This window comes from Ancylobacter sp. VNQ12, assembly GCF_049445835.1.
In the GTDB taxonomy this organism is placed as follows: Bacteria; Pseudomonadota; Alphaproteobacteria; order Rhizobiales; family Xanthobacteraceae; genus Ancylobacter.
In genome coordinates this window covers 1-19,521 of the sequence record NZ_JBMSDU010000016.1, presented here as the reverse complement: position 1 = coordinate 19,521, position 19,521 = coordinate 1, and the positions used below count along the sequence as shown (strand labels likewise).

The window sequence follows — 19,521 nt, the reverse complement described above, 5'->3', positions numbered from 1 at the left end:
GGCGTGTGAACCCGAGAACGACTGTGAGCGAGCATGTCATAGGCCTGATCTGGGACGCACGGCGCGCTCGAAAGGGCGGTGCCGGCGCAATCGCGCAACGCCAGCGCGCCCGTCTCGCTGACATGGTCGCCTACGCCCGGGCCAACTCTCCGTACTATCGTGAGCTGTACCGTGATCTGCCGGATCGGGTTGAAAGCGCCGAGCAGCTTCCCATTACAGACAAGAAGACGCTCATGGAGCGCTTCGACGAATGGTGCACCGATCGAGACGTGACGCTCGAGGCGGCAGAGGCAGTTGTCGACGATCCAGGTCGGATTGGAGAGCGGTTCCTCGGAAAATATACGCTGGCTACCACTTCAGGCACGACCGGCCGCCGCGGGATATTCCTGACCGACGATCGCACGATGGCGGTCGTGACCGCCATGATGCTCCGCTGGATGGGTGACTGGCTCAGCCCGAGCGACATCCTCAACATCATCGCCCGCCGCGGGCGATTGGCGATGGTTATGGCGACGGGCGGCCATTTCGCGTCGGCCGTTGCCGCGGCACGCCTGAAGAAGCGGCGCGGAAAACGCGTAGAGGTGCTCTCCGCGCACATGCCGATGGCGGAGCTTGTCGAGCGGCTCAACCGCTTCCAGCCGGCGCTGCTCACGCCCTATGCCAGCATGGCTGCGATGCTGGCCGACGAACAGGAAGCCGGGCGGCTCAATATCGATCCCGTGCTGCTGGCCCTATCGGCCGAACGGCTGCCGCAACCGGAATACGGCCGGATAGCGCGCGTGTTCGGCGCCAAAGTCGGCAACAGCTATGCCGCATCGGAATGCATGTTCCTCAGCTACATGTGCAGCGAAGGCTGGCTGCACGTCAACGCCGACTGGGTGGCGTTCGAGCCGGTCGATGCCGATTATCGGCCGGTCGCTCCCGGCGAGCAGTCGCACACGATCCTGATCAGCAATCTCGCCAATCGTGTGCAGCCGATCCTGCGCTACGATCTCGGCGACAGCGTCTTGCAGAGGCCGGACCCGTGCCCGTGCGGGAACCCCTTGCCCGCAATCCGCGTACAGGGTCGCTCCGCGGACGTTCTCACATTCCGGACTTCGGGCGGCGATATCAGGCTGCCTCCGCTGGCGCTCACCCAACCGATCGAGGCTGTCCGCGGAGTCACGCTCTTCCAGCTCGCGCAGAGCGAGCCGGAAAGACTTGAATTACGTCTGCAAATCACGCCGACGGCGAATGCAGACACCGTCTGGCGCGAGGCCGAAGCAGGTCTGCGGAACATGCTTGCCGAGCACGGGCTTGGACACGTCGTTATCGAGCGCGGTGGCGAACCGCCGGAACGGGGTCGCGGCGGAAAGTTCCGGGAGGTCATCCCGCTCGCACAAACGAACGACTCGTTGTCGAGATAGGACAAACGATGAACACGACAATTGAGAGCGCTGACTGGCGCGTGGCGAATCTGGATTGCGAACACGACGCGGCGGCGCTCAAACGAGCTCTCTCAGGCTTCCCGGGAATAGACGACATTGACGTCTATCCCAAGGCCGCGAAGGTGCGCGTCCGCTTCGATCCTTCCACAACGTCGGCGGCACAGATTCGAAGGCAGCTCGGCGAAGTCGGCTTCCCGGCCGATGAGAGGCGTGAGCTGCCAGCGTTGCCGAAGCCGTGGCGGAACGCCAAGGTCCTGACCTCCGCCGCATCCGGCCTCCTTCTACTTGTCGGCTGGCTCGCGAGCATGGCGCCGGCGACCGAGATTGTCGCGGTGCCGCTCTACGTCGTGTCGATCCTCGCCGGCGGCTATTTCTTCGGACGCGAGGCTATCGAGGAACTGATCTTCGAGCGAGAGATCGGCATCGAGCTGCTGATGTCCGTGGCCGCTGTGGTGGCGGCGATCATGGGGCAGCCGGCGGAAGGTGCGATGCTGGTCTTCCTCTACTCCATTTCCGAGGCGGCCGAAGGTTATACCGAGGAGAAGACGCGCTCGGCGATCAGAGCGCTCATGGCGCTCGCTCCCAAGGTGGCCCTTGTCCGCCGCGACGGCAGGGAGGTCGAGATCCCTGTCGAGGAGCTGCGCGTCGGCGACGTGTTCATCGCGCGTCCAGGCCAGGCCATGCCGACCGATGGAGAAATCCTCAGCGGTGCGTCCAGCGTAAACGAGGCGCCCGTCACCGGTGAGAGCGTGCCCGTCGAGAAGGCACCGGGCGAGCAGGTGTTTGCAGGCACGATCAACGGCGAGGCGGCGCTTGAGGTCCGCGCCACACGCACGCATGCCGACAACACGCTGGCCCGGATCATCCAGATGGTCGAGGAAGCCCAGGAGCGGAGGGGCCGGAGCCAGCGCTTCATCGAGCGCTTCGGCGCTTGGTACAGCCCGGCCGTGCTCGGGCTCGGCATCCTTGCCGCGTTGGGGCTCCCGCTCGTGCTTGGCCTGTCCTGGCAGGAAGCGGTGATGCGAGCGACGGTGTTCATCGTCGCTGCTGCACCCTGCGCGCTGGTGATCTCAATCCCCATCACCATGGTCGCGGCGTTGGGCACGGCTGCCCGCAATGGCGTGCTCGTCAAGGGCGGCATCTATGTTGAGGAACTCGCCAAGGTGAGCGTTGTCGCTCTCGACAAGACGGGGACGCTGACAAGCGGCGAGCCGCAAGTGACCGATGTTCTACTAGCAGCCCGAAGCGACGGAAGCCCGTCCGACGAGGACGCGCTGCTCGCGATCGCTGCGGCAGTGGAGCGCCACAGCGAGCACCCGCTTGCTCGCGCGATCGTGCGTCGGGCTCGCGAATCCGATCTCACTGTCCCCGAGGTGATCGGCTTTCGGGCTCTGAGGGGCGCCGGCGCCGAAGCCTCCGTGAACGGGCGCCGGGTCTTTATCGGGAGTCCTGCGCTATTCGAGGACCAGCTTGGCGCGCCGCTCGAAAACTTCAAGGCCGAGATCACGCGACTGCAGGACGACGGCAAGACGGTCATCGTCGTCGGCGACGAGCGGACCGCCTGGGGATTTCTCGCCCTACGCGACACCCTGCGGCCGAACGCTCAAAGAGCGGTCGCAGCGTTGCACGCGGCCGGCATTCGCAACGTGGTCATGCTGACGGGCGACAATCCACGAACGGCCCGCGCCATTGCCAGAGAGGTGGGCATCGACGAGGTCTTTGCCGAGCTCAAGCCGGAGGACAAAGTGGCGAGAGTGCGGGCCCTTGCGGAGGAGCGCGGTCATGTCGCGATGGTGGGCGACGGCGTCAATGACGCACCAGCGCTCGCCGAAGCGACGGTGGGCGTCGCCATGGGCGCGGCCGGCACCGACGTAGCCTTGGAAACGGCCGACGTGGCGCTGATGGCGGACGACCTGGACAAGCTCGTCTATGCGCTGGGGCACGCGAAGCGCACCCAAGCCGTCGTCAGGCAGAACCTTGCGCTGTCGGCAGTAGTGATCGGCGCGCTGATCGTCGGCGCCGTCGCAGGCGTCTTCTCCCTTCCGATCGTGGTGGTCGCGCATGAGGTGAGCGAGTTCCTCGTAATTGCCTCGGGCTTGCGCATGCTGCGCACCAAAGGACTCTCTTTATCATGAGCGCTCCCGAGCTTGAGTTAGTCGCACGCCTGGCATTGGCCGCGCTGATCGGCTTCGTGATCGGGCTTGAACGGGAAGCTGCGGGGCAATCAGCAGGAGAGCGCACACACGCACTGGTCGCTCTTGGTAGCGCCACCTTCGGCCTTCTTTCGCTCACTGCGTTTCCCAACGCGGACACCGCGAGGGTTGCGGCTGGCGTGGTGACCGGTCTGGGATTTCTCGGGGCGGGAATGATCCTCAAAAGTGCAGGTGACCGCATCCATGGGCTGACGACGGCCGCAGGTATTTGGGTGGTCGGCGCCATTGGCCTGGCGATCGGATCAGGAATGTACCTCGTCGGCCTTGCGTGCGCGATCGTTGCTGCCCTCGTCCTCCTTAGTGAGAGAGTTTTGCGCCTTGAAGAACGATTGGCACGCAGGCGCTCGGAAAGGGACGAGCGTCATGAGTAAGAAATCGATCGTTAGCGTGCCGTGCAAGGGGAGCAACTTCCTCGTCATCGTCTCGGGCGTGCGCGTGCTTACGGAGCTGACGCAAAGCAGCCAACGAAGCGAGGTCAGGCAGCGAGCTATGTATTCTGTCTATTGCGGATCAATAGGCGCAACCGCGTCGCAATAGCGTAATCGGACGCGCAGATTACGTTCCTGTCAACAGTCCCGCCGACCCGAATCGGTGAGGTTTTAGTCGTCAGGTCCGGCGCGAATCACAGGAAGGAGTTCTTCCCACTGGAGGCGCAACTTGAGTTGAGGCACCTGCGCTATGCCGTCGCCGCCGCGCACTATGGCAGTTTTCGGCGGGCGGCTGAGGCGCATGGGGTCAAGCAATCGACCCTGAGCCGCTGCATTTCGCAATTGGAAGAGCGTCTGGGGGTCGTGTTGTTCGAACGAACCAGCGGTGGCGTTCGGCTGACTACGGCTGGCGTCGAGGTATTGCGGACTTCTCGGCATCTTGTCGAAACAGTCGATCATATGGCCGCGACCGCCAAGGACATCGGCAGGGGCGAGGCAGGCCGCCTCACGGTCGGATTCTACACTTCACTGTCGGCCGGGAACCTGCGGGCAAGCCTGATCGAGTATGCGTCGCGGTTCCCGAAGATCGAAATCCAGACATATGAAGGCGCACGCGCATGCCTGTTCGCCGGCGTCGATGCTGGCCGGCTTGATGTCGCCATCGTGACGGGTGATCCGATCTCTCGCGAGGGGAAGGTTATGGGTCTCTGGAGCGAGCGCATCATGGTCGCGCTGCCCGAAGGTCACCGATTGGCCGGCAACAACATCGTCTATTGGACCGATCTGAAGGACGAAACCTTCCTTTTCAGCCAGCGTGATCCCGGGCCGGAGATACAGGACGTCTTGCTGGCGAAGCTCGCCGCGCCGGGCGAGCGGCCCAAGGTCATCAGTCACGATGTCAGCCGCGAGAACATCAAGAGCCTCGTGGGAGCGGGTTTCGGCGTCAGCCTGATGTGCGAAGCCTGCATAGGGGCCACCTACACAGGCGTCGTCTACCGCGAGGCGCGGGACGGCAATGGCCCGAGCCGGATCAATTACGCGGCCTATTGGCAGATCAACAACGACAATCCGGCGCTGGCGGGTTTTATCAACCTGCTGCAAGAGCGCTATCCCTCGTTGCCTACGGGCGACTGACGCGGCCGCCGCGCCTTCGCGAAGCCGCGGTCGGTTGCCATGAAGCGCTCCACCATGGGGACGATCAGCTTGGCCGGGTCGCTCACCGGATGGCCGGTTTCGCGGGCTAGGATTTCCGCGTAGGCGACCAGGTCGCGATGAACGGTCGCTGGAAATTCGATCGTGAGCTTGACCGGCTTGTCGTCGGCAACGACCCCGAGCTTCAGCTTTGCCATGTCAGCCTCCGTAGGGTTCGAGGACGAGGTCGCGGGTGACGATGACGCGAACGGGGAACCCTGGGCGGATCGTCAAGGTCGGGGCGATGTTCAACTGGCGGCGAACGATCTGCTGACCGGCATCGTTGATCGTGTCCTGCCCGCCGTTGCGGATCGCCTGGATCAGGCGGTCGTCGTCGTTGGTGGCGAGCTCTGCCCCAATGCTCAGCAGCGTGGACAAGCCCGCCGCCTTGGCAAGATCCCACCAGTGATAGTCGACGCCATCCTGGAGGCCGGCATAACCTTCGGCATCAGCGCCAGGTTGACGCTCGAGCACGATCGAGCGGCCGTTCGGGAAGATCAGCCGGTTCCAGACCAGCAGCACGCGGCTTTGGCCGAACTGAACATTGTTGTCGTACTGGCCAATGATGCGGGTGCCCTGGGGTACAAGAAGGATGCGGCCCGTCGGGCTGTCATAGATGTTCTCCGTCACTTGCGCGGTGACCTGGCCCGGAAGATCGGACCGGATGCCGGTGATGAGCGCGGCCGAAATCACGGCGCCCGCCTGAAGGATGTTCGGCGATGCCGGAGCCGCGATGCGATCCGGCGAGACGGTGCGGCGATCGGCGGCGGCATTGAGGAAGGCGAGTTGCCGATCCTGGGCCGACGGCGTTGCTGGCTGGGGAGCAAGCCCGAGGCTGGCGAGGTCAGGCGTGGGTGGCGGAACAACCGTCGCCGTGCCAGAGGCTGATGGTGGCGTCGGCCGGTTCTCCGTGCCGGCGAAGAGCTTGGCGGTGCGGGCGCTCTCGATTTCCTGCAGGCGGCGTTGCTCCTCGGCGCTGAGGCCGGGATTGGGTGATGCTATGCCGGGATTGGGCAAAGCCTGGCCGCGATTCTGCGCGCCAAGGATAGGACGGCCGAGGTCGCCGGGAAGCGGCGGGCCAAGCTGAGGCACACCGCTGTAGTCGCGGGGCAAGCCCGCCAGGCCGTCGGCGGTCGATCGGCTTTCGGTCGAATAGAGTTCTTCGGCGGACTTGCCGCCGTCGCGCGTCTGAAGGGCGTAGATCAGCGCTCCGCCCAGGCCCACGCTCGCGACGAGACCGATGCCGGCGAGCACCTTGCGCGACAGCCGCGTAACGCGCGGAGCCTCCGCACGAAGCCGCATCGGGGCGGCCGCGTCGGCGGTCGACCCGGTCAGCGGCGCATCCTCATCCTCTTTCTGGGCTTCAGGCTCGCTCACGACGCCGGCCTCCCGTCGGTGCGGGTGATCCGAACGCGTTTCTGGTGGTCACCGGCGCCGAAGCGCAGCTCGGCCGCCGCGAACAGACGATCGACGATCATGTAGTTGCCGCGGACGCGGTAATTCACGAGTTCGGAGGTGTCGCCCTCGGGGCCGACCACGAAGAGCGGCGGCATCTCGCCCTGGCCGATGCCGCGCGGAAACTCGATGAATACCTGCCGTCCGTCATCGTAGGCCCGCAGCGGCCGCCACGGCGCACGGTCGCCCTCGATGGCGTAGCGGAAGTTGATGTTGGCGAGGTCGACGCCGGTGGCGACGGGACGCGCGGCCTCGGCCTGCGCGTTCTGGCGGCGCAGGGCGATGAGCTGATCCTGTGGGTACTGCCACGAGACCGACGCCATATAGGTGCGCTCGGTCGAGCGCAGCTCCATGTGATAGGTCCGCAGATTGGTGTTGATGACCAGGTTGGTCATCAGGTCGGCGCGGGTCGGCTTCACCAGGATGTGGACTTGCAGAGTCGCGCCCGAACCGCTCTGCGTGTCACCGATGATCCAGCGGACCGTGTCGCCGGCGGCCACCGGCCCGGAGCCCACGAGCTGCTCGCCGGGCTGCAGGGCGATATCGGTGATCTGACCAACGGCGGTGTAGACCTGATAGAGCGCGCCGCTGGTGTAAGGATAGACCTGCATGGCGTTGATGAAGCCGTCGCGCACCGGCTGAACGCGCGCGGCGGCGTTGGCTTGATTGACGCGGGCCGTCGGATCGGTCGGCTCTGGGGTTCGGCGCGATTCTTCAACGGGCTTCATCTGGCCCGGCAGCGGTAGCGGACGTGGAAGCTCCACTACCTGCACCGGTCCCGGTGGATCGACCGTCTGCACGGCGGGCGTCGCGTCGTCATAGGATATCTCGGGCGGTTTCTGCGTCGTGGCGCAGCCGGCGAGCGCAGTTGCTGAAAGCAGCAGAGCCGCGAGTGCGGAAGTGTGAGAAGCCGGGTTTCCGGCTTTACGGAAAGACGGCTTCATTGCCCAAGCTCCCGTGACCAGTTGATGGCGTTGACGTAGATGCCGAGCGGGTTTGCTCGCAGCCGGTCGGCGTTGCGCGGCACCTGCACGACGATGGTGAGGATGGCGGTCCAGCGGGTCGTCTCGGCGAGCTGGCCGTTCTCGTAGCGCCGCTCGGTCCAGGCAACGCGGAAGCTGTCCGGCGACGCGCGGATCACGCTGGAAACGTCGACGGCGATCTGCTGCCGGCCGACCTTGGTGAAAGGGTCGTTCGAGCGCGCATAGTCGTTGAGCGCCATCGCGCCGCGATCGGTCGTGAAGTCGTAGGCGCGCAGCCAGTTCTGTCGGACGATGATGGCGTCGGAGGGGATCGAGCGGACCTGCTCGATGAAGCGCGCGAGATGGAAGGCGATCTGCGGGTCGGTCGGGCGATAATCGGCGACCGCCGGCGCGATCGCCTGCGCCTGGCCGAGCCGATCGACCTGCACCACCCAAGGTACGACCGTCCCACGCGCTGATTGCCAAACGAGCGCGGCGGCGAAGCCGGCCGAGAGGATCAGCGATCCGAAGGCCATGAGGCGCCAGTTCTTTGCCTGAACGCGTGCGGCGCCGATCCGGTCGTCCCAGACCTGGGCGGCCCGCTGGTAAGGCGTCTCGGGTTCGGGGGTCTTGCCGTAGTGGGTGGAGGGTCGTTTGAACATCAGCGGTCGCTTTCGGAGAGGTTGATGGAGGAGCCGCCGCCGTGGCTGTCGCCGCTGCGAACGGCATGGGCGGCCGCTGTCACGCCGTGGCTCAGCGTTTGGGAGCGCTTCATGCGGCGAGCCCAGGCCGGTGGTCCGTCAGCCGGTGCGGCCGCCTCGGCCGTGCCCTCGCCGATCGTGCCCATGGTCGAGGTGCCACCGGTGGCTTCGAAGGCGGATTTCCCGCCCTCCGAGAAGCTCGACCGCATGCTGTCGGCGGTGCGTGAGGCCGCCCGGCGGAGGGGCGACGCCGCCGCGCCACCGGCTGCGCGGGCGACGCCGCCGAGGCCGGAAGCGACGCCGGCTGCGCCCGATTGGCCTGCGGCTCCGAGGCTGTAGGCAGTGGCCGCGCCACCTGCCATCGCGGTGCCACCGCGGGCGGCGGCAGCCGCTCCGCCGGCCAGAGCGCCGACGCCGCCGGCTGCTGCGCCGAGAGCGGCTCCTCCGGCTGCAACCATTCCGCCGGCGGCAAGGCCAGTGCCGACCGCCGCGCCGGCGCCGAGCTGAGGCCCGCCCGAGACGAGGCCGTTGGCGATGCCGGGACCGAAGATTCCGAGGCCGAGCAGCGACAGCGCGGCGAGCACGATCGCCATGGCGTCGTCAATGGTCGGATTGGCTCCACCGAAGCCGGCAGTGAATTCGGAGAACAGCGTCGAGCCGATGCCGATGATAACGGCCAGCACCAGGACCTTGATGCCGGAGGAGATGATGTTGCCGAGGACGCGCTCGGCCATGAAGGCCGATTTGCCGAAAAGGCCGAAGGGAATGAGCACGAAACCGGCGAGCGTCGTCAGCTTGAACTCGATCAAGGTGACGAAGAGCTGGATGGCGAGGATGAAGAAGGCGAGCAGCACCAGCGCCCAGGCGAGGAACATGCAGGCGATCTGGATGAAATTCTCGAAGAACGACCAGTAGCCCATCAGGCTGGAAATCGAGTCGAGCAGCGGCCGCCCGGCATCGAGGCCGGTCTGCGCGACCTTGCCGGGGCGAAGCAGATCCGCTGTCGTGAAGCCGGTGCCGGAGGCCTTCAGGCCAAGACCGGCGAAGCTCTCGAAGACGATGCGGGCGAGATTGTTCCAGTTGCCGATGATGTAGGCGAAGACGCCGACGAACAGCGTCTTCTTGACCAGGCGCGCGATGATGTCGTCGTCAGCGCCCCAGCTCCAGAACAGGGCGGCCAGCGTCACGTCGATAACGATCAGAGTGGTCGCGATGAACGCGACCTCGCCACCGAGCAGGCCGAACCCGGAATCGATGTAGCGGGTGAAGACCTCGAGGAAATGGTCGATGACGCCGGTGCCGCCCATGATGCTATCGGGCCTCGTCTTGCCGCGGCGCTGTTTCCTGGGGCGTAGGATTATCCGGCGTCGTGTTCCGCGCGTCGGCGTCAGGCTGGGGCCGCGGAGCATCCGCCGCATCGGGCAGGCGCTCCATGGGGTGCGCGCCCGGTGTGAGAAACCGCTCGCGGTTTTCCGCCCAGGCGCGCAGGCACGTGGCGTCACGGGGGCCGGCCTCGCCGAGGCGTTGGCAACGGATCAGCTCGGTGCGGAGCGGATCGGCCTGCGAATTCTCGACCCGCCCTGCGGACCAGCCGGCGGGCTCGTCCTCCTTTCGGGTCAGCTCGATCGCGGTCGCGGTAACCGCGACCGCGACGAACACCACGGCGCCGAGGCGAGCCAGCATCTTTCCGTCCATGACGCCGCCCCTTAGTTGCCGCCGTAGAACATCTTGGCGTTGCCTGGCTGGTAGCCGGTGCCCGGAGTCAGGAAGCGCCGACGCTGCTCGCGCCCTTGCTCGGCGGCCGTGGCCTGTTCGGCCGACTGGAGCGCCTGCGCCCGGCCGTTGGCGGCGACAACGGCGGTGAGGTCGGCGAGCTGTTGGGCCTGGAGTGCGAGAAGCTGGTTGCCGGCCTGCGTCGCCTGCAATGCGCCGGTCGCGCCCTGGCTCTGACCGACCAGTGCCGACATCTCCGCACGGTTGGTGTCGATGTTGCCGACAACGCCGGCCTGCACCCGCATGGCATCCTGCAATCCGCCGACGGTGTTCTGCCAGCGCTCGCGCGCCTGCGCCACGAGCTGCTGGTCAGAGGCCGACATCGACGCATTGCCGTAGGTGGATGTGAAGGCCTGGTCGATCTGTTGGACATCGTAGGCGATGCGCTGCGCCTCGCCGAGGAGCTGCTGCGTCCGTTGCACGGATTGCTGCAGCCGCTGGAGCGAGGAGTAAGGCAGGCTCGCCAGATTGCGCGCCTGGTTGATCAACATCGTCGCCTCGTTCTGAAGCGATGTGATCTGATTGTTGATCTGCTCCAGCGCGCGAGCCGCGGAGAGAACATTCTGCACGTAGTTCGTCGGGTCGTAGACGATCCATTGCGCGGATGCGGGCGTGACCATCACGGGCGATAGCGCCACGGGAATCGAAAGGATGGACGCGGCGAGAAACGCCGCGCGTGAGCGACGGAAGATCATGGCTTGCTCTCCAGGTTGGTGAGGTCGGGAATGAGGTCGGACGCCCAGGCGACGCCGCGCAGCCGCAGCCAGGCCGGCAGGAAACCGTCGCGGCCGTGTTCGGCGATAGTGCGCTCGATGGCGGCCTGGTCGGTCTTCGACGAGGCGGCGCACAGCGCCAACGCAACGTCGGACAGGCCGAGCTCGAACAGCCGGTTGCCGCGGCGGGACTGGCAGTAATAGTCGCGCTTGGGCATCGCGCGGGCGAGGATCTCGATCTGGCGGTCGTTGAGGCCGAAGCGCCGGTAGATCGCGGTGATCTGCGGTTCGATCGCGCGCTCGTTCGGCAATAGGAGCCTGGTCTGGCAGCTCTCGATGATGGCGGGCGCAATCGCCGAACCGTCGATGTCGGAGAGTGACTGGGTGGCGAAGACGACGGAGGCGTTCTTCTTGCGGAGCGTCTTCAGCCATTCGCGGAGCTGGCCGGCGAAGCCCTCGTCGTCGAGCGCCAGCCAGCCTTCGTCGACGATGAGCAGCGTGGGGCTGCCATCCAGGCGATCCTCGATGCGATGGAACAGGTAGGCGAGCACGGCCGGCGCAGCGCCCGTTCCGATCAGGCCCTCGGTCTCGAACGCTTGCACCGGGGCTGCGCCGAGGTGCTCGCTTTCGGCGTCGAGCAGCCGGCCATAGGCGCCGCCGACGCAATATGGTCGTAGCGCCTGCTTGAGGTCGCTCGATTGAAGGAGGACGGCGAGCCCGGTGATGGTGCGCTCGCCAACAGGCGCGCTCGCGAGCGAGGTCAGCGCCGTCCAGATATATTCCTTCACCTCCGGCGAGATCGTCACGCCCTCACGCATCAGGATCGCGACGATCCAGTCGGCGGCCCAGGCCCGTTCCGGCACTTCATGAATGCCGGCGAGAGGTTGCAGCGACACGCTGTCGGCCGCGCCCTCCGTCAACCCGCCGCCGAGATCGTGCCAATCGCCGCCCATGGCGAGCGCCGCGGCGCGGATAGAGCCGCCGAAATCGAAGGCGAAGACCTGCGAGCCCGAATAGCGCCGGAACTGAAGCGCCATCAGCGCCAACAGCACGGACTTGCCGGCGCCGGTCGGCCCGACGACGAGCGTGTGGCCGACGTCGCCGACATGAAGGGAAAACCGGAACGGGGTCGAGCCTTCGGTCCTGCCATAAAGCAAGGGGGGTTGCCCGAAATGCTCGTCCCGTTCCGGCCCCGCCCACACCGCCGACAGCGGGATCATATGGGCGAGATTGAGCGTCGAGATCGGAGGTTGCCGCACGTTGGCGTAGACATGGCCGGGCAGCGAGCCGAGCCAGGCGTCGACGGCGTTGATCGTCTCGGCCATCGCGGTGAAGTCGCGGCCCTGAATGATCTTCTCCACCAAGCGCAGCTTCTCCGCTGCGATGCGTGGATCGGCGTCCCAGACGGTGACCGTCGCGGTGACATAGGCCTGACCGGCATAGTCGGCGCCAAGTTCCTGAAGCGCGAGATCGGCATCGGCCGCCTTGTTCGCCGCATCGGTATCGACGAGCACCGAAGCCTCGTTGGTCATCACCTCCTTGAGGATCGCCATGATGCTCTTGCGCTTGGCGAACCATTGCCGCCGGATCTTGGTGAGCAGCTTAGTGGCATCGGTCTTGTCGAGAAGGACAGCGCGCGTCGACCAGCGATATGGAAAGGCCAGCCGGTTGAGGTCGTCGAGCAACCCGGGCGTGGTCGCGGTCGGAAAACCGACAATAGTGAGGATGCGGAGATGCGTGTCGCCCAGGCGCGGCTCCAGCCCGCCCGTGAGCGGTTGATCGGCCAGCAGCGCGTCGAGATACATCGGCGTCTCGGGCACGCGCACGCGATGGCGCCTGGTCGAGACGGTCGAATGGAGATAGGTCAGCGTCTCGCCATCATCGAGCCATGCGCATTCCGGCATGAAGTTTTCGATGAGCTGAAGCACGCGGTCGGTTCGATCAGCGAAGCCGCGCAGGGCCTCATGCGGGTCGATGCCGTTCTCGGCCTTTCCTTCATAGAGCAAGCTCTCGGCGCGGGCAGCGTCCTCGGCCGGCGGCAGATAGACGAAGGTCAGGAAATAGCTGGACTCGAAGTGCGAGGCGTCTTCCTCGAAGTTCGCCTTGCGCTCGGCGTCGACCAGGGCTGACGCGGCCTCGGGAAATCGGCTCGCCGGATAGGCCCCGGCGCCATGGCGTTGCGCCTCGACGAATATCGCCCATCCCGAACCGAGGCGACGGAAGGCGTTGTTGAGTCGGCCGGCGACGGCGACGAGTTCGGCCGGCACCGCGGAGTCGAGGTCGGGACCGCGAAACCGGGCGGTGCGTTGGAAGCTGCCGTCCTTGTTGAGAACGATGCCCTCGCCGGCGAGCGCGGCCCAGGGCAGGAAATCCGCGAGGCGGATTGAGGTCCGGCGATATTCGGCGAGGTTCATCATCGGGGCCTCACGCGCTCAGGTGGCCGGGGATGCGCAGGTGACGCCGCACCACGTCCACGAATTGCGGATCGCGCTTGGCCGCCCAAACGGCGGCGAAGTGTCCGATCGCCCAGAGCCCGAGACCGACGAGCCAGAGACGCAGGCCGAGGCCGAGCGCGGCGGCCAGCGTGCCGTTGAGGATGGCGATCGAACGCGGAGCGCCGCCGAGCAGGATGTGCTCGGTCAGCGCACGGTGGACCGGGACGGCGTAGCCCGGCACTTCGCCGCTGTCGATCAGGCTCGCCATCAGACGAGTGCTCCACCGCCGAAGGAGAAGAAGGACAGGAAGAAGCTCGACGCGGCGAAGGCGATCGACAGGCCGAAGACGATCTGGATCAGCTTCCGCGCGCCGCCTGATGTGTCGCCGAAAGCGAGCGTAAGGCCGGTGATGATGATGATCATCACAGCGATGATCTTGGCCACAGGTCCCTCAATCGATTCGAGGATGGACTGCAGCGGGGCTTCCCAAGGCATGGACGAGCCGGAAGCATATGCGGCGGGAGCCATCATCATGCTGACGAAGGCGACGGCCGCCGCCGTCGAGATTTGGCGGCGGAGGCGCAGGCAATGACGATTCATGGGAGATCTCCTGAGATGGGCTGGGTTGTGGGGGTGACGCGGTAGTCGCCGTCCGGCTTGAGACCCTCGACGCGGGCGAGTTCGGCGAGGCGACGGGTCGAGCCTCGGCCGCTGAGCACCGCGACGAGATCGATGGTCTCGGCGATCAGCGCGCGGGGGACGGTCACGACAGCTTCCTGGATGAGCTGTTCGAGGCGGCGCAGCGCGCCGAGCGCGGTGCCGGCGTGGATGGTGCCGACGCCGCCGGGGTGGCCCGTGCCCCATGCTTTGAGGAGATCGAGCGCTTCGGAACCGCGCACCTCGCCGATCGGGATGCGGTCGGGGCGCAGGCGAAGCGAGGAGCGGACGAGATCGGAGAGCGAGGCGACGCCGTCCTTGGTGCGCATCGCAACGAGGTTCGGCGCGGCGCATTGCAGTTCGCGCGTATCCTCGATCAGCACGACGCGGTCGGAGGTCTTCGACACCTCGGCGAGCAGCGCATTGGTGAGCGTGGTCTTGCCGGTGGACGTGCCGCCGGCGACGAGAATGTTGCGCCGGTCGGCGACGGCCTGACGAAGGATCGCGGCCTGGTCGGCTGACATGATCTCGGTCGCGACGTAGTCCTGCAACGTGAAGACCGCGACGGCCGGCTTGCGGATCGCGAAGGCCGGAGCTGTTACGACGGGTGGCAGCAGACCCTCGAACCGCTCGCCGGTCTCGGGCAGTTCGGCCGAGACGCGCGGGCTGCCCGCATGAACCTCGGCGCCGACATGGTGCGCGACCAGACGCACGATGCGCTCGCCGTCGGCGGCGGACAGGCGCTCGCCTGTGTCGGAAAGTCCCTCCGACAGGCGGTCGATCCAGAGCCGCCCGTCGGGATTGAGCATCACCTCGACGATCGACGGGTCTTCCAGGAATCCGGCGATGGCGGGGCCAAGCGCGGTGCGCAACATGCGTGCGCCGCGAAGTATCGCCTCGGATTGTTGGTGAGAAACCGCCATGTCGTCCCCGTTCCGTGCGGGACCGCAGACAAGCGGCCCTGGATCGGGGATGAGTAGAAGAGGCAGAAATTGGGGCGTGGCAACAACCGGAATGTGGTCGTAGCGCTCTGGCGTACAAAGACAGGGGAACGGCGGTACTGATGAATACTTGCGATGCCGCGAGCGATGATTATTCCGCGTCCGCGACGCCCGACACGTCTTCCGAAATCTCCTGACGCAGCTTCGGTCCCTTGGCGAGTCGCCGGCCGAGCGCAGCGACGAAGGCGTCGTATCGCTCGCCTGCCTGAGCACGCGCCGCGGCCTGGGCAGGTTCCGGCAGTGGCGGATTGGTCGTTAGCCAGAAGCGGACGAAGACGGCCAGCATTTCGACGGAGATGCCGAGGTTGCGTTCCATCCGCGTCATGCGCCGGTCGAGCTGGTCGAGACGCTTGGTGGTCGCTGCTTCCTGCCGTTCGGCGGCATCGGGCGACAGGAAGGAAGCGATGGCCGCTTCGGCAATCAGGGAGCGTGATTGGTCGCGCCGTGCGGCATAGACCGCCAGCGCCTTCATGACGTCCGGGTCGAGATAAACCGACAGGCGCTGCTTTTTTGATGCCTTCGTCATCGCACCTCACAGGTCCATGCCGTCATTGGGGTCGAGCGAGACCTGCCGGGCTACCCCTTGCATGACCTGGTTCATCCGGCTCATTCGGGCGCTGTCGTCTTCCTCGTCGTCGCCGAAGTCGGCGGCGAACTCGTTGTCGATCGGCGCCTTCTTCTCGACGGTCCCGGCCTTGTTCAGCTCGGGCTGGTGGCGGCGTTCCGAGCCGGTCGGGTCCTCGTCGTCGCTCTGGCCATCCTTCGCGGCGGCATCCTCGATCTCCGGGCGCGCCGGCAATGCTAGGCTGCTCCAATCGTCGGCCTTCGCCGTGGTTTGTTTCGTGAGCTCCGGCGGCGGCAGGATGCGCTCCTGAAACCGACGATCCTCGAAGTAGCGGGCCTTCTTCGCCCGGATCGGCGGAGTGCCCGCGACCATGATGATCTCGTCCGCAGGTGGGAGCTGCATGACCTCGCCGGGCGTCAGCAGCGGCCGCGCTGTCTCCGAGCGCGAGACCATCAGATGGCCAAGCCAGGGACTGAGCCTGTGCCCGGCATAGTTCCGCATCGCCCGCATCTCGGTCGCGGTGCCGAGCGCATCGGAAACGCGCTTGGCGGTCCGCTCGTCGTTGGTCGCGAAGCTGACGCGCACATGGCAGTTGTCGAGGATCGAGTTGTTCGGCCCATAGGCCTTCTCGATCTGGTTCAGCGACTGCGCGATCAGGAAGCTCTTCAGGCCGTAGCCGGCCATGAACGCCAGAGCGGACTCGAAGAAGTCGAGGCGACCGAGTGCCGGGAACTCGTCGAGCATGAGGAGCAGCCGGTGCCGCCCGCCCTTGGCCCGCAGGTCCTCGGTCAATCGCCGGCCGACCTGATTGAGGATCAGCCGGATCAGCGGCTTGGTGCGTGCGATGTCGGAGGGTGGCACAACGAGGTAGAGTGTCGACGGCCGGGCTCCGCCGACGATGTCGGTGATGCGCCAGTCGCAGCGGCGCGTGACGGCGGCCACGACGGGGTCGCGGTAGAGCCCGAGAAAGGACATCGCGGTCGACAGCACGCCCGAGCGCTCGTTGTCGGACTTGTTCAGCAATTCCCGGGCGGCGGATGCTATGACCGGGTGGGGTCCGGCCGCGCCGAGATGGGCGGTCTTCATCATGGCGGCAAGCGTCGACTCGATCGGCCGCTTCGGATCGGACAGGAAGGCGGCGACGCCGGCGAGCGTCTTGTCGGCCTCGGCATAGAGGACGTGCAGGATAGCGCCGACGAGAAGCGCGTGACTGGTCTTCTCCCAGTGGTTCCGCTTTTCGAGCGACCCTTCGGGATCGACCAGGATGTCGGCGATGTTCTGAACGTCGCGAACTTCCCATTCACCGCGGCGGACCTCGAGCAGCGGATTGTAGGCAGCCGACTTCGCGTTGGTCGGGTCGAAGAGCAGCACCCGGCCATGCCGCGCGCGGAAGCCGGCCGTGAGCTGCCAGTTCTCGCCCTTGATGTCGTGGACGATGGCTGAGCCCGGCCAGGTCAAGAGCGACGGCACCACGAGGCCGACGCCTTTGCCGGAGCGGGTCGGCGCGAAGCAGAGCACATGCTCGGGTCCGTCGTGGCGCAGATAGGTGCGATCGAGCTTGCCGAGCACGACGCCGTCGGGTCCGAGCAACCCAGCGGATTCCACCTCGTCGGGCCGGGCCCAGCGCGCAGAGCCGTAGGTCTCGACGTTCTTGGCCTCGCGAGCTCGCCACACCGACATGCCGATCGCGACCGCGATCGCGATGAAGCCGCCGGATGCCGCGATGTAGGCGCCCTCGACGAAGATCGGCGGCGCGTAGGCATCGTATAAATACCACCACCAAAAGAAGGCAGGCGGATAGTAGACGGGCCAGCCGAACAGCTCGAACCATGGCCGGCCGAGCTGCGGCTGGAAGCCGAGTTGCCAGGCCGTCCACTGTGTCGCGGTCCAGGTCGTGACGAGCACGATCAGGAAGACGACGAGGATCTGGCCCCAGAGAATCTTGGTGGCGGACATTGCGGGGTCCTTTCTTCGTGAAGAGTGGTGGTCACAGGCCGAGCCCCCGCTTGCGGCCAAAGCTCCAGTCGATGCCGCCGTCGCCGCGCGCGAGGCCGGAGACATGGCGGCCGAGTTGCTTTTCGAGTGAGGGGGACCAGGGCACGAGCTGGAAGCCGAGGCCGTCGTCGATCATTGCGAACCGGCCGGAGGCGAGCGCGAAGCGCTGCCGATAGGTGCCGGAGACATATTCGCCGGTCGAAGCGCGCGTCAGCGGCCGTCCGCTCTCCGACGCCAGCTTCTCACCGAGCGCGTCCAGCTCACGGCGGCGTAGCGTCTCGATCAGGTTACGGCTGAAGCTGACACCGCGGGCCTGACGTTCGGCGAGGCCTTGCCCGAGCAGATGTTCGGCGCGGCGATCCATCGCCCCGCGCACCTCGGCGCCGAAGCCGCCGCCACCGAGGCCGACCGGTTGGCGGGCGATAGCCTGACGGTCGAGCCAAGTCGCGCCTGTCGCCGTGATCTGGCGCTCGATCGAGAGGTCCGAGCGGACCGCCAGCGCGACGCGCCGCCGGCCCTGGGCATCGTCGAACTTGCGCAGTTCGACGATGGAGCCCGGCGTGCTGTCGCCGGCGGCATCGAGATCGGGCAGCTTGATGTGGTGGGTGCGGCCGTCGACGCCATCGACCACGGCATAGGCCGTGCCCTTCAGCTCGTCGTCGAGGCCACGGGCGACCAACCGGCCGACGACGGGATCGTCCAGGCTCTCGCCGGCCAGCACATAATTGGCCGCGCCGCGCTCGATGCCCCGCTCGGCTAGGCCGCGATGAATGCGCTTGATGATGTCGCCGCGTTCGCCCAGCTCGCGCAGCGTCGCCTCGGCATTCTCCGACATGGCCCATTGGCCGGGACTGAACTGGTTGGCGAGACCGAGCGATTCCAGCTTGCGCAGTCGCCCGACCTTGAGCGCATGGAATTCGTCGGGTTGGCGGTCGGGATGCGGCGCGAGGTCGATGACGCCGGTGCGGGTGCTGTCGCGCGCGAGCTGCCGGTCGAGGTTGGTCCAACGCTCGGCGGCTATCTGGCGTTCGAGCGTGCGGCGGATCTCCTGATCGGTGCGGGGGCCGAGCTCCTGGGTGATCAGATCGCGCGCTCGATCGCGCATGCCCTCCTTGATGTAGTCGCGCGAGATGACGAGATTCTCGCCGTCCTCGCGCACGCCACGCACGATCAGGTGGACGTGCGGATGCTCGGTGTTCCAATGATCGACGCCGACCCAATCGAGATTCGTGCCGAGGTCCTTTTCCATCTGCCCGACGAGGTCGCGGGTGAAAGTCTTGAGGTCGGACATCTCCACGGCGTCGTCTGGCGAGACGATGAACCGGAAATGATGCCGGTCATCCTCGCACCGCTCCGCGAATGCTTGTCGATCGGCATCGTCCGTGCCGGGGCCGAATAGCCGGGCCTTCTCTCCGTCCCGGGTGACGCCCTCGCGGCGCAGATAGCTGAGGTGGGTCGCGAGCGGCGCGGCGCGTCCGCCGTGGCGGACGACACGCGCCTTGACGACAGCGCCGCGCGAGCGGGAGGTGATGAGCCGGTTGGCCTGCACCGATGCGCGCTGGCCCCGGCCGAACCGGGAACGGTGGTTCGGCCCGATCGCCCCCTTGCGGGAGATCGTTCCGCCGGCGCGCTGGGCCGCCGCCAGCGCCTGCGCGATGAAGGGCCTGGCGCGCTGCGCGCTGGGCGAACGGATGCGGCCTGGCCGGATGCGGAAATCGTCCTCGCCGCTCATGGTCGCGATCCCGCACATCGCGCAACGGCGCTGATTTTCTTCTGAAATTGCCGAAGCCGCAGGCTGCGCCGATCAGGCGCACCTCGCGAATTCGCCTCGTAAGCCCCTGAAAAAACACGACCGAACCGACGCGCACATCGCGCCCCTTTATCCTGCCGTCCTAATCGGTTGTGCTTTGTCAGATCTGTTCGACATCGTCGTCTCTTCTCCATTGCATTCAATAATACGCTAAGCGGCGCCGCGCCGCACGACGGCTCCTGAGGCGAGAGTCCT

18 protein-coding genes are annotated in these 19,521 nt (G+C 66.4%); 4 read left to right on the top strand and 14 right to left on the bottom strand.

Translation table 11 applies throughout. The features are described from left to right. Positions 1 to 23: 23 nt before the first annotated feature. From ACO2RV_RS18505 to ACO2RV_RS18490, 4 genes are all read left to right on the top strand, one after another. Positions 24 to 1,406: a phenylacetate--CoA ligase family protein gene (locus ACO2RV_RS18505; protein ID WP_393981473.1), complete on the top strand. Its 1,383-nt coding sequence runs from the start codon at positions 24 to 26 to the stop codon at positions 1,404 to 1,406. Between the two features lie 8 nt (positions 1,407 to 1,414). Next, positions 1,415 to 3,562 (top strand): heavy metal translocating P-type ATPase, encoded by a 2,148-nt coding sequence (locus ACO2RV_RS18500; RefSeq protein WP_393981475.1) that lies wholly within the window; start codon positions 1,415 to 1,417, stop codon positions 3,560 to 3,562. After that, the gene (locus ACO2RV_RS18495) at positions 3,559 to 4,011 is read left to right on the top strand and encodes an MgtC/SapB family protein (protein WP_393981477.1); all 453 of its coding nucleotides are present in this window, start codon (positions 3,559 to 3,561) and stop codon (positions 4,009 to 4,011) included. Before ACO2RV_RS18500 ends, ACO2RV_RS18495 begins: the two co-directional genes overlap by 4 nt. Positions 4,012 to 4,302: 291 nt before the next feature. Further along, entirely contained in the window at positions 4,303 to 5,202 is a 900-nt protein-coding gene (locus ACO2RV_RS18490) for a LysR family transcriptional regulator (RefSeq protein ID WP_393981479.1), read from the top strand. Here the strand turns inward: ACO2RV_RS18490 and ACO2RV_RS18485 are convergent. The 14 genes from ACO2RV_RS18485 to ACO2RV_RS18420 form a co-directional block, all read right to left on the bottom strand. Continuing rightward, positions 5,175 to 5,417 (bottom strand): DUF2274 domain-containing protein, encoded by a 243-nt coding sequence (locus ACO2RV_RS18485; RefSeq protein ID WP_393981481.1) that lies wholly within the window; start codon positions 5,415 to 5,417, stop codon positions 5,175 to 5,177. The two genes, ACO2RV_RS18490 and ACO2RV_RS18485, sit on opposite strands and share 28 nt — an antisense overlap. Position 5,418: 1 nt before the next feature. Beyond that, a complete protein-coding gene (locus tag ACO2RV_RS18480; RefSeq protein ID WP_393981483.1) occupies positions 5,419 to 6,636 on the bottom strand; it encodes a TrbI/VirB10 family protein in 1,218 nt (405 codons plus the stop codon). Next, the gene (trbG, locus tag ACO2RV_RS18475; RefSeq protein WP_393981485.1) at positions 6,633 to 7,658 is read right to left on the bottom strand and encodes a P-type conjugative transfer protein TrbG; all 1,026 of its coding nucleotides are present in this window, start codon (positions 7,656 to 7,658) and stop codon (positions 6,633 to 6,635) included. Before trbG ends, ACO2RV_RS18480 begins: the two co-directional genes overlap by 4 nt. Next, positions 7,655 to 8,338, bottom strand: coding sequence for a conjugal transfer protein TrbF (gene trbF / locus ACO2RV_RS18470; protein WP_393981487.1), 684 nt, complete (start codon positions 8,336 to 8,338; stop codon positions 7,655 to 7,657). Before trbF ends, trbG begins: the two co-directional genes overlap by 4 nt. Further along, positions 8,338 to 9,684 (bottom strand): P-type conjugative transfer protein TrbL, encoded by a 1,347-nt coding sequence (gene trbL / locus ACO2RV_RS18465; protein ID WP_393981489.1) that lies wholly within the window; start codon positions 9,682 to 9,684, stop codon positions 8,338 to 8,340. Before trbL ends, trbF begins: the two co-directional genes overlap by 1 nt. A gap of 4 nt (positions 9,685 to 9,688) precedes the next feature. Continuing rightward, positions 9,689 to 10,072, bottom strand: coding sequence for a putative entry exclusion protein TrbK-alt (gene trbK-alt, locus ACO2RV_RS18460; RefSeq protein WP_393981491.1), 384 nt, complete (start codon positions 10,070 to 10,072; stop codon positions 9,689 to 9,691). An 11-nt stretch (positions 10,073 to 10,083) separates the two neighbouring features. Continuing rightward, positions 10,084 to 10,845, bottom strand: coding sequence for a P-type conjugative transfer protein TrbJ (trbJ, locus tag ACO2RV_RS18455; RefSeq protein WP_393981493.1), 762 nt, complete (start codon positions 10,843 to 10,845; stop codon positions 10,084 to 10,086). Beyond that, complete coding sequence (trbE, locus tag ACO2RV_RS18450; RefSeq protein ID WP_423295676.1) at positions 10,842 to 13,280, bottom strand: conjugal transfer protein TrbE; 2,439 nt, start codon at positions 13,278 to 13,280, stop codon at positions 10,842 to 10,844. Before trbE ends, trbJ begins: the two co-directional genes overlap by 4 nt. Positions 13,281 to 13,287: 7 nt before the next feature. Next, a complete protein-coding gene (locus tag ACO2RV_RS18445) occupies positions 13,288 to 13,566 on the bottom strand; it encodes a VirB3 family type IV secretion system protein (RefSeq protein ID WP_393981497.1) in 279 nt (92 codons plus the stop codon). Beyond that, positions 13,566 to 13,898 carry a TrbC/VirB2 family protein gene (locus ACO2RV_RS18440; RefSeq protein WP_393981499.1) on the bottom strand — a complete coding sequence of 111 codons (333 nt, stop codon included), beginning with the start codon at positions 13,896 to 13,898 and terminating at the stop codon, positions 13,566 to 13,568. Before ACO2RV_RS18440 ends, ACO2RV_RS18445 begins: the two co-directional genes overlap by 1 nt. Beyond that, a complete protein-coding gene (gene trbB / locus ACO2RV_RS18435; RefSeq protein ID WP_393981501.1) occupies positions 13,895 to 14,878 on the bottom strand; it encodes a P-type conjugative transfer ATPase TrbB in 984 nt (327 codons plus the stop codon). Before trbB ends, ACO2RV_RS18440 begins: the two co-directional genes overlap by 4 nt. A gap of 169 nt (positions 14,879 to 15,047) precedes the next feature. Beyond that, the gene (locus tag ACO2RV_RS18430; protein WP_393981503.1) at positions 15,048 to 15,482 is read right to left on the bottom strand and encodes a ribbon-helix-helix protein, CopG family; all 435 of its coding nucleotides are present in this window, start codon (positions 15,480 to 15,482) and stop codon (positions 15,048 to 15,050) included. A gap of 6 nt (positions 15,483 to 15,488) precedes the next feature. Continuing rightward, entirely contained in the window at positions 15,489 to 17,477 is a 1,989-nt protein-coding gene (locus tag ACO2RV_RS18425; protein ID WP_393981505.1) for a conjugal transfer protein TraG, read from the bottom strand. A gap of 31 nt (positions 17,478 to 17,508) precedes the next feature. Further along, positions 17,509 to 19,248, bottom strand: a complete 1,740-nt coding sequence (locus ACO2RV_RS18420; RefSeq protein ID WP_393981507.1) for a relaxase/mobilization nuclease domain-containing protein — start codon at positions 19,246 to 19,248, stop codon at positions 17,509 to 17,511. Positions 19,249 to 19,521: the final 273 nt, after the last annotated feature.